The 13,291-nt window shown below is 74.0% G+C and carries 12 protein-coding genes; 5 read left to right on the top strand and 7 right to left on the bottom strand.

Features of this window, described 5'->3' with window-relative positions; genetic code table 11:
* Nucleotides 1-22: 22 nt before the first annotated feature.
* The 7 genes from glmM to ACPFP2_RS08860 form a co-directional block, all read right to left on the bottom strand.
* A complete protein-coding gene (glmM, locus tag ACPFP2_RS08890) occupies nucleotides 23-1,378 on the bottom strand; it encodes a phosphoglucosamine mutase (RefSeq protein WP_424087854.1) in 1,356 nt (451 codons plus the stop codon).
* A 113-nt stretch (nucleotides 1,379-1,491) separates the two neighbouring features.
* Nucleotides 1,492-1,956, bottom strand: coding sequence for a 30S ribosomal protein S9 (gene rpsI, locus ACPFP2_RS08885; protein ID WP_088647409.1), 465 nt, complete (start codon nucleotides 1,954-1,956; stop codon nucleotides 1,492-1,494).
* Nucleotides 1,957-1,976: 20 nt separating this feature from the next.
* Nucleotides 1,977-2,420, bottom strand: coding sequence for a 50S ribosomal protein L13 (gene rplM, locus ACPFP2_RS08880; RefSeq protein ID WP_088976076.1), 444 nt, complete (start codon nucleotides 2,418-2,420; stop codon nucleotides 1,977-1,979).
* 191 nt (nucleotides 2,421-2,611) lie between these two features.
* Nucleotides 2,612-3,994 (bottom strand): MFS transporter, encoded by a 1,383-nt coding sequence (locus ACPFP2_RS08875; protein WP_424087851.1) that lies wholly within the window; start codon nucleotides 3,992-3,994, stop codon nucleotides 2,612-2,614.
* A gap of 125 nt (nucleotides 3,995-4,119) precedes the next feature.
* Nucleotides 4,120-4,413, bottom strand: coding sequence for a type II toxin-antitoxin system PemK/MazF family toxin (locus ACPFP2_RS08870; protein WP_424087849.1), 294 nt, complete (start codon nucleotides 4,411-4,413; stop codon nucleotides 4,120-4,122).
* Nucleotides 4,403-4,660 carry a DUF6364 family protein gene (locus ACPFP2_RS08865; RefSeq protein ID WP_363912392.1) on the bottom strand — a complete coding sequence of 86 codons (258 nt, stop codon included), beginning with the start codon at nucleotides 4,658-4,660 and terminating at the stop codon, nucleotides 4,403-4,405. The genes ACPFP2_RS08870 and ACPFP2_RS08865 overlap by 11 nt, the downstream gene beginning before the upstream one ends.
* Nucleotides 4,661-4,815: 155 nt before the next feature.
* On the bottom strand, nucleotides 4,816-5,511 hold the full coding sequence (locus ACPFP2_RS08860; protein WP_424087847.1) for a class I SAM-dependent methyltransferase: 696 nt from the start codon (nucleotides 5,509-5,511) through the stop codon (nucleotides 4,816-4,818).
* 237 nt (nucleotides 5,512-5,748) lie between these two features.
* On the opposite strand from ACPFP2_RS08860, the gene ACPFP2_RS08855 reads away from it, so the two are divergent.
* The 5 genes from ACPFP2_RS08855 to ACPFP2_RS08835 all read left to right on the top strand — a co-directional run bounded on the left by ACPFP2_RS08855 (nucleotide 5,749) and on the right by ACPFP2_RS08835 (nucleotide 13,288).
* Nucleotides 5,749-7,773: a molybdopterin oxidoreductase family protein gene (locus tag ACPFP2_RS08855; RefSeq protein ID WP_424088031.1), complete on the top strand. Its 2,025-nt coding sequence runs from the start codon at nucleotides 5,749-5,751 to the stop codon at nucleotides 7,771-7,773.
* A gap of 67 nt (nucleotides 7,774-7,840) precedes the next feature.
* Nucleotides 7,841-9,271, top strand: coding sequence for an FAD-dependent oxidoreductase (locus tag ACPFP2_RS08850; RefSeq protein WP_424087845.1), 1,431 nt, complete (start codon nucleotides 7,841-7,843; stop codon nucleotides 9,269-9,271).
* Nucleotides 9,272-9,326: 55 nt separating this feature from the next.
* The gene (nirB, locus tag ACPFP2_RS08845) at nucleotides 9,327-11,855 is read left to right on the top strand and encodes a nitrite reductase large subunit NirB (protein ID WP_424087843.1); all 2,529 of its coding nucleotides are present in this window, start codon (nucleotides 9,327-9,329) and stop codon (nucleotides 11,853-11,855) included.
* Nucleotides 11,852-12,199 (top strand): nitrite reductase small subunit NirD, encoded by a 348-nt coding sequence (nirD, locus tag ACPFP2_RS08840; RefSeq protein WP_424087842.1) that lies wholly within the window; start codon nucleotides 11,852-11,854, stop codon nucleotides 12,197-12,199. Before nirB ends, nirD begins: the two co-directional genes overlap by 4 nt.
* Complete coding sequence (locus tag ACPFP2_RS08835; protein ID WP_424087840.1) at nucleotides 12,200-13,288, top strand: uroporphyrinogen-III synthase; 1,089 nt, start codon at nucleotides 12,200-12,202, stop codon at nucleotides 13,286-13,288.
* The last annotated feature ends 3 nt before the right edge of the window (nucleotides 13,289-13,291 follow it).

Below are 13,291 nucleotides of genomic sequence, written 5' to 3'. Positions count from 1 at the left end.
CCGTGACGCTGCGGCGAACGGGTCAGGCGGTGGGGCTCGCCGCCCGGACCTGCTCGGCGATCCGCTCGGCCACCGACCGGGCGGTCGGCTCGGTGGCGGCCTCGACCATCACCCGTACCAGCGGCTCGGTGCCGGAGGGACGCAGCAGCACCCGGCCGGTCTCGCCCAGTTCGGCCTCGGCCCGCTCGACCTCGGCGCGGACGGCGGGGGCGGCCGCGCCGACGGTACGGTCGCCGACCGGCACGTTGATCAGCACCTGGGGCAGCTTGGTGACCACCGAGGCCAGCTCGGCCAGCGACTTGCCGGTGTGCGCCATCCGCGCCATCAGGTGCAGCCCGGTGAGCACCCCGTCGCCGGTGGTCGCGTGCGCCGGCATGACGATGTGGCCGCTCTGCTCGCCGCCGAGGGCGAGGCCGGAGCCGCGCAGCTCCTCCAGGACGTACCGGTCGCCGACCTTGGTCTCGATCAGCCGGATGCCCTGCGCGGACATCGCCAGCCGCAGGCCGAGGTTGCTCATCACGGTCGCCACCAGGGTGTCCTGGGTGAGCGTGCCGGCCTCCCGCATGGCGAGGGCGAGGATCGCCATCACCTGGTCGCCGTCGACCTCGTCGCCGTCGGCGGTGACCGCGACGCACCGGTCGGCATCGCCGTCGTGCGCGATGCCCAGGTGGGCGCCGTGCTCGACCACGGCGGCGCGCAGCGCGTCGATGTGGTTGGAGCCGCAGTCGTCGTTGATGTTGAGCCCGTCCGGCTCGGCGTAGATGGCGATCACCTCGGCGCCCGCCTCCCGGTACGCCACCGGGGCCACCTCGGCCGCCGCGCCGTTGGCGCAGTCGACCACGACCTTGATCCCGTCCAGCCGGTGCCCGACGGTGCCGACGAGGTGCTGCACGTAGTGGTCCGCGCCGTCGAGCAGGTCGTGGACGCGGCCGACACCGGCGCCGATCGGACGGTCCCAGGCGGTGGTGGCGTTCGCCTCGACGGCCGCCTCGATCCGCATCTCGATCTCGTCGGGCAGCTTGTGGCCACCGGCGGCGAAGAGCTTGATGCCGTTGTCGGGCATCGGGTTGTGCGAGGCGGAGAGCATGACGCCCAGGTCGGCCTTGGCCTCGGCGGTGAGGAACGCCACCGCCGGGGTGGGCAGCACCCCGACCCGGACCACGTTGGCCCCGGCGCTGGTGAGCCCGGCGACCACGGCCGCCTCCAGCATCTCGCCGCTGGCCCGGGTGTCCCGGCCGACCACGGCCAGCGGGGGATGGCTCTTGTCCGACTCGGCGAGCGTGTGCGCGGCGGCCACCGCCACCGCGAGCGCCAGCTCGGGGGTGAGATCCGCGTTCGCCCGCCCGCGTACGCCGTCCGTGCCGAACAACCGGCCCATACCCGCCAACCTCCGATGAAACGGTCCCAGGGAAACAACGAACGGCCGGGCCACCTCCCGTCGAGGGGAGGCGGACCCGGCCGTTCGTCAGAAGTACAACGTGTCGCTGAAGGTCAGCGCTTCGAGTACTGAGGAGCCTTACGGGCCTTCTTGAGGCCGTACTTCTTGCTCTCCTTGACCCGCGCGTCACGGGTCAGGAAGCCGGCCTTCTTCAGGGCCGGGCGGTCGTCCGGCTCGCTCACGATGAGCGCCCGGGCGATGGCGAGCCGCAGCGCGCCGGCCTGGCCGGTGGTGCCGCCGCCACGCAGGTTGGCGATGACGTCGAACGCCTCGGGCTTCTCGGCGGTGACCAGCGGGTCCTTGATGAGCTGCTGGTGCACCTTGCTCGGGAAGTAGGCCTCGAGGTCACGGCCGTTGCAGGTGATCTTGCCGCTGCCGGGGACGATGCGGACCCGGACGATGGCCTCCTTGCGGCGGCCCACGGTCTGGATCGGCCGGTCACCACGAGGCGCGCGGGCGACGGGCGCCGGCGCCTCGGTGGCCTCGGGGGCGACCTCGGTCTCGGTGATGTCGGTCATGCTGTTTCCTTCGCCCGCGCTCACTGCGCGATCTGCTTGATCTCGAACGGCACCGGCTGCTGCGCGCCGTGCGGGTGCTCGGCACCGGCGTAGACCTTCAGCTTCTTGATCAGCTGACGGCCGAGCTTGTTGTGCGGGAGCATGCCCTTCACGGCCAGCTCGATGGCCCGCTCGGGGCGCTTGGTCAGCAGCTCGTCGTAGCCGACCCGCTTCAGACCACCCGGGTAACCGGAGTGGCGGTAGGCGATCTTCTGCTGGCGCTTGTTGCCGGTCAGCGCGACCTTGCCCGCGTTCACGATGACGACGAAGTCGCCCGTGTCGACGTGCGGCGCGAAAGTCGGCTTGTGCTTACCACGCAGCAGCGTGGCGGCGTGGGTCGCGAGGCGGCCCAGCACGACATCAGAGGCGTCGATAACGTGCCACTGACGCTCGATCTCACCCGGCTTCGGGCTGTACGTACGCACAGGTCTACCTTGTCTCGTCGTCGGTCTGGGGTCGCGCGCCGAGGTGACCAGGCGCGCACGAACGACCAAGCGTACCTGATGCGGCACGCCTCTGAATGTCGTACAACAGCAGGCAACGATACCCGCCGCCCCGCCGGCAGGTCAAAACGGGGGGTCACCCAGCGTGGCCTGCGGCGGGACGATGAGCCAGATCACACGCCGGTCAGCCGGCGCTGCCCCGGCCGCAGGTACACCGCCCAGGTGAGGCCGAAGCAGAGCGCGTACCAACCGATGAACGCGACGTAGGCGGCGTCGGCGTTGCCGGAGGTCAGGAACGACTGCCGGAAGGCCACGTTGACCAGCACCCCGCCGACCGCCCCGACCGCCCCGGCGATGCCGATCAGCGAGCCGGAGAGCCGGCGGGCCCGCCGCTCGGCGGCCTCCGGGTCACCGGTCAGTTCCCCCTCGGTGACCGCCCGGGCCCGGAAGATCGCCGGGATCATCTTGTAGGTGGACCCGTTGCCGATCCCGGAGAAGACGAAGAGCGACATGAACCCGGTCAGGTAGAGCGGGAAGGACTGCTCCCGCGCCGCGTACAGCACCAGGCTGGCGCCGATCGCCATGCCGACGAAGTTCCAGAAGGTCACCCGGGCCCCGCCGAGCCGGTCGGCGAGCTGACCGCCGACCGGCCGGATCAGCGAGCCGATCAGCGGGCCGAGGAAGGTCAGCCAGGCGGCGTCGACGGGGGTCGGGAAGCGGTCGGCGAACTGGAGCTGGAGCACCTGCCCGAAGGCGAAGCCGAACCCGATGAACGAGCCGAAGGTGCCGATGTACAGCAGCGACATCACCCAGGTGTGCGGCTCGCGGGCGGCCTCGCGCAGCGCGCCCGGCTCGTTGCGGGCGTTGGGGAGGTTGTCCAGCCAGCGCGCCGAGGCCAGCGCGGCCAGCACGATCAGCGGCAGGTAGACCGCCGGCACCAACCGGGGGTACGCGGCCCCGGCGGTGGCGAGCACCGCCAGTCCGACGAGCTGCACCGCCGGTACGCCCAGGTTGCCGCCGCCCGCGTTGAGCCCCAGCGCCCGGCCCTTGAGCCGCTCCGGGAAGAAGAGGTTGATGTTGGCCATGGAGGAGGCGAAGTTGCCACCGCCCACGCCGGTCAGGCAGGCCAGCACCATCAGCGTGGTGTACGACACGCCCGGTTCCAGCAGGATCGTCATCGGCACCGCCGGCACCAGCAGCATCAGGGCGCTGACGATGGTCCAGTTCCGTCCGCCGAAGCGCGCCACGGCGAGGGTGTACGGCAGCCGCAGCACCGCCCCGAGCGCGGCCGGCACGGCGGTGAGCAGGAACTTGCCCGCCGGGTCGATGCCGTACGCGGGCCCCAGGAAGAGCACCGTGACGGACCACAGGCTCCACACGGAGAACCCGACATGCTCGGCGAAGATCGAGACCCAGAGGTTACGCCGGGCGATCCGCGCGCCGGTCGTACGCCAGAAGGTGGGGTCCTCGGGGCGCCAGTCGGAGATCCGGTGCCTGCCCCCGGCGGTGGTCGCCGGTTCGGCGGTGACTGTTGTCGTGCTGGCCAGCGTACTCACGGCGGCTCCTCCTCGTCGGTGTGACGAGCAGGACGCTAGGAAGGGCCGGTTACGGCGGGAGTCCCGTCAGGAGTCGTTCCGGAAACGGGGATCGCACGTCCGCCGGACAGCGGTGGTGAGACGCCTCAGAGCTGCTGGAGGATGCGCAACGCCCGGCCCACCCGCTGCATGGTCTCGGTGTCGACGACGTCCACGCACTCGGTGAACCACTTCTTCATCGGCGAGGAGAGCCGGTCGGGCATCACCACGTACCCGCCCATCCGCACCGCGAGCGGGGAGTCGCGCAGCAGCGCCTCCTCCACCACCTCGGCCACGATCACGATCGGCACGTCGGTGGAGTTGTAGACGTCGGAGCTGATCACCAGCCCGAGCCGCTCCCGGGCACCCTCGATCCGCCAGATCTCACCCCTACGCAGCACGCGGACGCCCGCCGAAGAGCGCGTCGTCGACCATGGCGACCTCCCGCGCGTCGGCGAGCGCGGCGGACTCCAGGTCGAGCCCGGCCCGGCCGACCGCCTCGGCGTGCGCGGTGAAGACCTCGCGCAGCGCCTTCTCCCGGGCCGCCTGGTCCATCCATGCGGAGAGGCTCAGCCCTTCACGCTTGGCGAACCGGCGCGCCTCCTCGATCGTCTCGTCGGAGAACGACAGTGTCACCTTGGCAGTCATGCGGCTGAGACTACCCACTGGTATGACCGCCAGTCATCCCTCGATGCGTCCCTCGAGAAATCCCCCAGTCGACGCCTTGCGGTGTGTCGCGGTACCAGGCGCCGGGGACACCGCGACACGCCGCAAATGGTGCGGCCGAGCCGGCGACCGACCCGTCACGGGCGACGGCCGCCGAAGACGGCGAAGCGCCACGCCTTGAAGAAGCAGTCGACGTCGACCAGGCCCGCCTCGGCCAACCAGCGGCACTGCTCCCCCACCGGCGCCGGCCGGTCGTGCCGCATCCGCTCCCGGGCGGCGGCGATCTCGGCGACCTCCGAGCCGAGCGCGGTGGCCTGCGCGACCCAGACCTCGTCGTAGCGGCGGTCCAGCTCCGGGGTGGGGCCGGCCACCTGTTCGGCGTTGACGAAGACCCCGCCCGGCGTGAGGGCCCGCGCCACCCGCCGGTAGAGCGCCCGCTTGCCGTCGTCGTCGAGGTGGTGCACGGCCAGGGCGGAGACCACCGCGTCGTACCGGCCGGCGGGGAGCGGGTCGGCCAGGTCGCCGACCACCGTCGCGTGCGGCACGCCCCGGGCGGCGAGGCCGTCGGCGGCGACCGCGAGCATCCGGGGCGCGCCGTCGAGCAGGGTCACCCGGATCCCGGGGACCGTCGCGGCGAGCAGCAGGGAGAGCAGCCCGGTGCCCGCGCCCAGGTCCAGCACCTCGGGGGTGCGCCCGGCGGTGAGCGCCGCGCGCAACGGCGGGGCGGCCACCTCGACCGCGGTGCCGTAGAAGGCGTCGAAGCAGGGCACCAGCCGCCGCCTGGCCTGGTCGTAGCTGCCCGCCACCGCGTCGAAGGCCGCCGCCACACTCATCATCGCCTCCTGAATAATGAGAAATCTGTCTCATATCTTAGGCCCTGCGGACCGGTCACGTGCTCCCGTGCGGTGTGAGGCGCTCTTGACAGGGCCGAAACAAACGGGACCCGGACCGGAAACCGCCCGGCGGCACGCTTCGATGGCATGACGGACGGTGCACGCGCGGCGACCCGACCGGGGGTACGGCCCCGGGAGGTGGAAACCCACTGCCCGTACTGCGCCCTGCAGTGCGGGATGGTCCTGCGCGCCGAGGGCGACCGGGTGGAGGTGCTCCCCCGGCAGTTCCCCACCAACCGGGGCGGGCTGTGCCAGAAGGGCTGGACCGCCGCCGAACTGCTGGACCACCCGGAACGGCTGACCACCCCCCTGCTGCGCGACCCGTCCGGCGAGCTGCGCCCCGCGACCTGGGACGCCGCGCTCGACCGGGTCGCCGCCGGCATCCGCGCCGTCCAGTCCGACCACGGGCGGGACGCGGTCGCGGTCTTCGGCGGCGGCGGGCTCACCAACGAGAAGGCGTACGCGCTCGGCAAGTTCGCCCGGGTCGCGCTGCGGACCCGGCACATCGACTACAACGGCCGGTGGTGCATGTCCTCGGCGGCGGCGGCCGGGATCCGCGCCTTCGGCGTCGACCGGGGGCTGCCCTTCCCGCTGGCCGACCTCGGCCGGGCCGACACCCTGCTGCTGGTCGGCGCCAACCCGGCGGAGACCATGCCGCCCCTGATGCGGCACCTGGCCGACCAGCGGAGCCGCGGCGGCCGGCTGATCGTGGTCGACCCCCGGGTCACCGCCACCGCCCGCCAGGCCGACCTGCACCTGCAACCGCTGCCCGGCACCGACCTGGCGGTGGCCAACGCGCTGCTGCACATCGCGCTCACCGAAGGGCTGGTCGACAAGGCGTACGTCGACGCGCGCACCACCGGCTTCGACCAGGTACGCCGGACCGTCGCCGGGTACTGGCCGGCCGAGGTGGAACGGCTCTCCGGGGTGCCGGTGGCCGACCTGGAGGCGACCGCCCGGGCGCTCGCCGGCGGCAGCGCGATCATCCTCACCGCCCGGGGCGCGGAACAGCACGCCAAGGGCGTCGACACGGTCAGCGCCTTCGTCAACCTGGCCCTCGCCCTCGGCCTGCCCGGCCGCCCCGGCTCCGGGTACGGCTGCCTGACCGGTCAGGGCAACGGGCAGGGCGGCCGGGAGCACGGCCAGAAGTCGGACCAGCTCCCCGGGTACCGCAAGATCGACGACCCGGCGGCCCGCGCGCACGTCGCCGGGGTGTGGGGCGTCGACCCCGACGACCTGCCCGGTCCGGGGGTGCCGGCGTACCGGCTGCTGGACTCGCTCGGCACGCCCGGCGGGCCGCGCGCGATGCTGGTCTTCGGATCGAACCCGGTCGTCTCCGCGCCCCGGGCCGCCCGGGTCACCGAGCGGCTGCGTGGACTCGACCTGCTGGTGGTGGCCGACTTCCTGCTCTCCGAGACGGCGGCGCTGGCCGACGTGGTGCTGCCCGTCGCCCAGTGGGCCGAGGAGGAGGGCACCATGACCAACCTGGAGGGCCGGGTGCTGCGCCGGCGGGCACTGCGTCCGCCGCCGCCGGGCGTCCGTACCGACCTCGACATCCTCGCCGGCCTGGCCGCGCGGCTCGACGACGGCGACTCGGCCGCCCGGCGGTTCCCGACCGACCCCCGGGTGGTCTCCGCCGAGCTGCGGCGGGCCTCCGCCGGCGGGCCGGCCGACTACGCCGGGATCACCTGGGAGCGGATCGAGCGGGACGAGGGCGTCTTCTGGCCCTGCCCGGACCCGGACGGTCCGGACGCGCCACGGCTCTTCGCCGACCGGTTCCCCACCCCCGACGGGCGGGCCCGGTTCCACCCGGTGACCCACCGGCCGGCGGCCGAGGAGGTCTGCGCAAAGTACCCGCTGCACTTCACCACCGGCCGGGTGCTCGCCCAGTACCAGTCGGGCACCCAGACCCGGCGGGTCGCCGCGCTGCGCCGCGCCGCCCCCGGCGGCTTCGTCGAGCTGCACCCGGACCTGGCCGACCGGCTCGGCGTCGAGGAGGGGGACGAGCTGGTCGTCACCTCCCGCCGCGGCGAGCTGCGCGCGCCGGCCCGGCTCAGCCCGGCGATCCGCCCCGACACCGTCTTCGCGCCGTTCCACTGGGGCGGCGCGGCCCGGGCCAACTCCGTGACCAACGACGCGACGGACCCGGTCTCCGGGATGCCCGAATTCAAGATCTGCGCCGTACGGGTGGAGAAGGCATGAGCGATCGGATCATCCGGCACCGCGCCGCCGCGTCTCGTGGCCGGTCGGAACGAAGCGGAGGACGGCCATGCGCGTCGTGATCGTGGGGTACGGCATGGCCGGCTCCCGGCTCGCCGCCGAGCTGCACGCCCGGGGCGGGGAACACAAGGTCACCGTGCTCGGGGCGGAGCCGCACCGGGCGTACAACCGGATCATGCTCTCCACCCTGCTGGCCGGGAAGATCGGCGAGCCGGACGTGGAGCTGGCCGAGGTCGCCGGGCAGGGCGTGGACGTCCGCACCGGGACGGGCGTCACCGCGATCGACCGGGCCGCCCGTGAGGTGTGCACCGACGACGGTGACCGGATCGGCTACGACCACCTGGTGCTGGCCACCGGCAGCCGGGCGCTGGTGCCGCCGCTGCCCGGCCTCGACCCGAGCGAGCTGCCGGCCCGGGTGGCCGCCTTCCGCACCCTGGACGACTGCCGGCGCATCCTCGCCGTGGCGCGCGACGCGCGCAGCGTCCTGGTGCTCGGCGGCGGGCTGCTCGGGCTGGAGGCGGCCCGGGGGCTGGCCGCCCGAGGGCTCGACGTGACCGTGGTGCACCCGGTGGGACACCTGATGGAGCGGCAGCTCGACCCGGCCGCCGGGGCGGTGCTCGCCGGCACCCTCGCCGGACTGGGCGTACGGACCGAACTGGCGGTCGGCGGCTCCGCAGTGGAGGTGGACGCCGACGGGGTCCGGCTGCGGCTGACCGACGGCCGGACGCTCGCCGCCGACCTGCTGGTGCTCTCCTGCGGCGTACGCCCCGAGACCGGGCTGGCCGCCGCCGCCGGGCTGGCCGTCGAGCGGGGCGTGGTGGTCGACGACCGGCTGCGCACCAACGACCCGCACATCTCGGCGATCGGCGACTGCGCCCAGCACGACGGCACGCTGACCGGGCTGGTCGCCCCCGCCTGGGCGCAGGCCCGGGTGGTGGCGCAGCTGCTGACCGCCGAGGACCCGACCGTCCGGTACCGGGCCCGCCCGGCGGTGACCCGGCTGAAGGCGGCCGGCATCGACCTCGCCGCGATGGGCGACCCGACCGACGGCCCCGGCGAGGAGCTGACCTTCGCCGACCCGGCCCGGGGCACCTACGCCCGGCTGCGCATCCACGACGAGCGGCTGACCGGGGCGATCCTGCTCGGCGACAACCCTGCCGTCGGCACGGTGGTGCAGCTCTTCGACCGGGGCGGACCCGTGCCGACCGACCGGCGGGCGCTGCTGCTCGGCCGGGCGATCGGGGCGACGGCGACGGCGACGGCCGAGTCCCCGGCGCTGATGCCGGACGCGGCGACCGTCTGCCAGTGCAACGACGTACGCAAGGGGGCGCTGGTGGCCTGCTGGCGCGACGGGGCCCGGACGGTCGACGAGGTGGTCGCCGCGACCCGGGCGTCCACCGGCTGCGGCGGCTGCCGGGAGGCCGTCGTCGGGATCGTCGACTGGCTCCGCGAGGCCGACTCGGTGGGAGCGGCCCGATGACCGGCCGGGTGGCGGGATACGGATCTGACGCGATGGACCGCGAGGAGGTGACGCGATGACCGGCGGACGATTGGTCGTCGTCGGCAACGGCATGGTCGGGCAGCGGTTCGTCGAGGCGCTGCGCGCCCGCGACCACGACCGGCGTTGGCAGGTGACGGTGCTCGCCGAGGAGGACCGGCCGGCGTACGACAGGGTGCGGCTCTCGGCGTTCTTCGACGGGGTGAGCGCCGAGGAGCTGAACCTGCACACCCCCGACGACGGGGTGGAGCTGCGCCTCGGCGAGCCGGTCACCGGGATCGACCGGGCGCGGCGGGTGGTGACCACCGCGGCCGGCGAGCACCCGTACGACATGCTGGTGCTCGCCACCGGGTCGTGCCCCTTCGTGCCGCCGGTGGACGGCGCGGACCTGCCCGGCGTCTTCGTCTACCGGACGTTGGACGACCTGGCGGCGATCCGCGACCACGCGGCCGGCCGACGGGTCGGCGCGGTGATCGGCGGCGGCCTGCTCGGCCTGGAGGCGGCGAACGCGCTGCGCCTGCTCGGGCTGGACACCCACGTGATCGAGTTCGCGCCCCGGCTGATGCCGGTGCAGGTCGACGAGGCCGGTGGCGCGATGCTGCGCCGGTACGTCGAGGAGCTGGGGGTGAGCACCCACCTGGGGGTGGCCACCACCGCGCTGCGTCCCGGCCCGGACGGCACGGTCGCCGCGCTGGAACTCTCCGACGGCGCCACGGTCGACGCCGAGCTGGTCGTGGTGGCCGCCGGCATCCGCCCCCGTGACGAGCTGGCCCGCTCCGCCGGGCTGTCGCTGGGGCCGCGCGGCGGGGTGCTGACCGACGCCACCTGCCGGACGTCCGACGAGCGGATCTGGGCGGTCGGTGAGTGCGCGGCGGTCGAGGGCGCCTGCCACGGCCTGGTCGCCCCCGGGTACGCGATGGCGGAGGTGGTCGCCGACCGGCTGCTCGGCGGCGCGGCCACCTTCCCCGGCGCGGACACCGCCACCAAGCTCAAGCTGCTCGGCGTGGACGTGGCCTCCTTCGGCGACGCCCACGGCACCACCCCGGGCTGCCTCGACGTGACGTTCACCGACCCGGTCACCCGGTCGTACGCGAAGCTGGTCCTCTCCGACGACGCGAAGACGCTGCTCGGCGGCGTGCTGGTCGGGGACGCGACCGCCTACCCGACGCTGCGGGCCAGCGTCGGCGGTCCGCTGCCCGCTCCCCCGCTGGCGCTGCTCGCGCCGGCTGGCGGGGCGGGGGCCGGCGCGGCCGCGCTGCCCGGCGCGGCGCAGGTCTGCTCCTGCAACGCGGTCACCCGGGACGACATCGACGCGGCGATCGCCGGGGGCGCGTGCGACGTGCCGGCGCTGAAGGCGTGCACCCGGGCCGGCACGAGCTGCGGCTCCTGTGTGCCGATGCTCAAGCAGTTGCTCGACGCGGCCGGCGTGCAGCAGTCCACCGCGCTCTGCGAGCACTTCGACGCCAGCCGGCAGGAGCTGTTCGACATCGTGCGGGTACGTGGCATCCGCACCTTCTCCCAGCTCGTCGCCGAACACGGGCGCGGGCGCGGCTGCGACATCTGCAAGCCGGTGGTGGCCTCGATCCTCGCCTCGCTCGGCACCGGGCACGTGCTCGACGGGGAGCAGGCGTCGTTGCAGGACACCAACGACCACTTCCTGGCCAACCTGCAACGCGACGGGAGCTACTCGGTGGTGCCCCGGATCCCCGGCGGCGAGATCACCCCGGACAAGCTGATCGTGATCGGCGAGGTGGCCCGCGACTTCCGGCTCTACACGAAGATCACCGGCGGGCAGCGGATCGACCTGTTCGGCGCGCGGGTGGAGCAGCTGCCGCAGATCTGGCGTCGACTGGTCGACGCCGGCTTCGAGTCCGGTCACGCGTACGGCAAGGCGCTGCGCACGGTGAAGTCCTGCGTCGGCGAGACCTGGTGCCGGTACGGGGTGCAGGACTCGGTCGGGCTGGCCGTCGCGCTGGAGCTGCGCTACCGGGGGCTGCGCGCCCCGCACAAGCTCAAGTCGGCGGTCTCCGGCTGCGCCCGGGAGTGCGCCGAGGCGCGCAGCAAGGACTTCGGCATCATCGCCACCGACACCGGCTGGAACCTCTACGTCGGCGGCAACGGCGGCTTCCGCCCCCGGCACGCCGACCTGTTCGCCTCCGACCTGTCCACGGAAACGCTGATCCGGGTGATCGACAGATTCCTGATGTACTACATCCGCACCGCCGACCGGTTGCAGCGCACCGCCGCCTGGATCGAGGCGATGGAGGGCGGCCTCGACCACCTGCGCGCGGTGATCGTCGACGACTCGCTCGGGCTCTGCGCCGAACTGGACGAGGCGATGGCCCGGCACGTGGCGTCCTACTCCGACGAGTGGCGCGACGTCCTCGAGGATCCGGAGCGGCTGCGCCGCTTCACCTCCTTCGTCAACGCCCCGGAGGTGCCCGACCCGTCGATCAGCTTCGCCGTCGAACGCGGCCAGCCGGTACCGGTCCGGGGCGGGCCACCACCCGGCGGGGACCACCGTCGGCAGCCGGTCGCGCTGGGCATGCCGGAGGTGCGGCGATGACCGACATGATGACGCTGGAGTGGACCGTCGTGTGCGGGCTGGACCGGCTGGACCACGAGCGGGGCGTCGCCGCCCTGGTGGACGGGGTGCAGGTGGCGCTCTTCCGCACCGGCGACGAACTGTACGCCGTGGCCAACCTCGACCCCGTCAGCGGCGCGTACGTGATGTCCCGGGGCATCGTCGGCAGCCGGGGCGGAGTGCCGACCGTCGCCTCCCCGCTGCACAAGCAGGTGTACGACCTGCGGACCGGGCACTGCCTGGACCTGCCCGGCGTGACGCTGCCCGTGCACCGGATCCGCTGCCGGGACGGGCTGGTCGAGGTGCGGCTGCGACAGGAGGAGTAGATGCGGGACGAACTGGCCGGCTTCACCATCGGGGTGACCGCCGACCGGCGACGGGACGAGTTGGCCGCGCTGCTCCAGCGGCGGGGCGCCCGGGTGGTGCTCGCCCCCGCCCTGCGGATCGTGCCGCTGGCCGACGACAGCGAACTGCGCGACGCGACCCGGACCTGCCTGGAACGGCCGCCGGACGTCCTGATGGCCAACACCGGCATCGGGATGCGCGGCTGGTTGGAGGCGGCCGAGGGATGGGGGCTGGCCGAGCCGCTGCGCACGGTGCTCTCCCGGGCGTACGTGGTGGCCCGGGGTCCGAAGGCGCGCGGCGCGATCCGGGCCGCCGGGCTGCACGACCAGTGGTCGCCGGACTCGGAGAGCTGCGACGAGGTCATCGAGCACCTGGTCGAGCGTGGGGTCGCCGGCCAGGTCATCGCCATGCAGCTGCACGGCGACCGGCAGCCGGAGTGCACCGAGGCGCTGGAGGCGGCCGGGGCCACCGTGATCGAGGTGCCGGTCTACCGCTGGGCTCCGCCGACCGATCCGGCGCCGCTGCACCGGCTCATCGACCTGGTCGCCGGCCGGCTGGTCGACGCGGTCACCTTCACCTCCGCCCCGGCGGCGGAGGCGATGCTGCGGGCGGCCGGCGACCGCGCCGAGACGGTGCTGGAGGCGCTGCGCGGGGACGTGCTGGCCAGTTGCGTCGGCACGGTCACCGCCGAACCGCTGGTGCGCCGGGGGGTGCCGGTGAGCGCGCCCGGCCGGGCCCGCCTCGGGGCGCTGGTCCGGCAGATCGTCGACGAGCTGCCCCGCCGTACGGTGACCGTGAAGGCGGCCGGGCACCTGCTGACCCTGCGCGGGCACGCCGCCGTCGTCGACGGTGAGCTACGCCCCCTGGCGCCCGCCCCGATGGCGGTGCTGCGGGCACTCGCCGCCACGCCCGGGAAGGTGCTGTCCCGGACCGCCCTGCTGCGTACCCTGCCCCGGGGCGCGGACGAGCACGCGGTGGAGATGGCGGTGGCCCGGCTCCGGGTGGGGCTGGACGCCCCCCGGGTCGTGCAGACCGTGGTCAAGCGGGGTTACCGCCTCCGGGTCGAGTAGACC

Source organism: Micromonospora citrea (assembly GCF_049629545.1).
GTDB lineage: Bacteria > Actinomycetota > Actinomycetes > Mycobacteriales > Micromonosporaceae > Micromonospora > Micromonospora citrea_A.
Note: the sequence above shows the minus strand (reverse complement) of the source record. Positions and strands in the feature narration are given on the sequence as shown.

Coding starts and splice junctions, on each gene's coding strand:
- ACPFP2_RS08860 (WP_424087847.1), bottom strand. CDS start 5,511: ATGAGTGTGGCGGCGGCCTTCGACGCGGTGGCGGGCAGCTACGACCAG.
- ACPFP2_RS08855 (WP_424088031.1), top strand. CDS start 5,749: ATGGTCCTGCGCGCCGAGGGCGACCGGGTGGAGGTGCTCCCCCGGCAG.
- rpsI (WP_088647409.1), bottom strand. CDS start 1,956: ATGACCGACATCACCGAGACCGAGGTCGCCCCCGAGGCCACCGAGGCG.
- ACPFP2_RS08865 (WP_363912392.1), bottom strand. CDS start 4,660: ATGACTGCCAAGGTGACACTGTCGTTCTCCGACGAGACGATCGAGGAG.
- ACPFP2_RS08850 (WP_424087845.1), top strand. CDS start 7,841: ATGCGCGTCGTGATCGTGGGGTACGGCATGGCCGGCTCCCGGCTCGCC.
- nirB (WP_424087843.1), top strand. CDS start 9,327: ATGACCGGCGGACGATTGGTCGTCGTCGGCAACGGCATGGTCGGGCAG.
- ACPFP2_RS08835 (WP_424087840.1), top strand. CDS start 12,200: ATGCGGGACGAACTGGCCGGCTTCACCATCGGGGTGACCGCCGACCGG.
- glmM (WP_424087854.1), bottom strand. CDS start 1,378: ATGGGCCGGTTGTTCGGCACGGACGGCGTACGCGGGCGGGCGAACGCG.
- nirD (WP_424087842.1), top strand. CDS start 11,852: ATGACCGACATGATGACGCTGGAGTGGACCGTCGTGTGCGGGCTGGAC.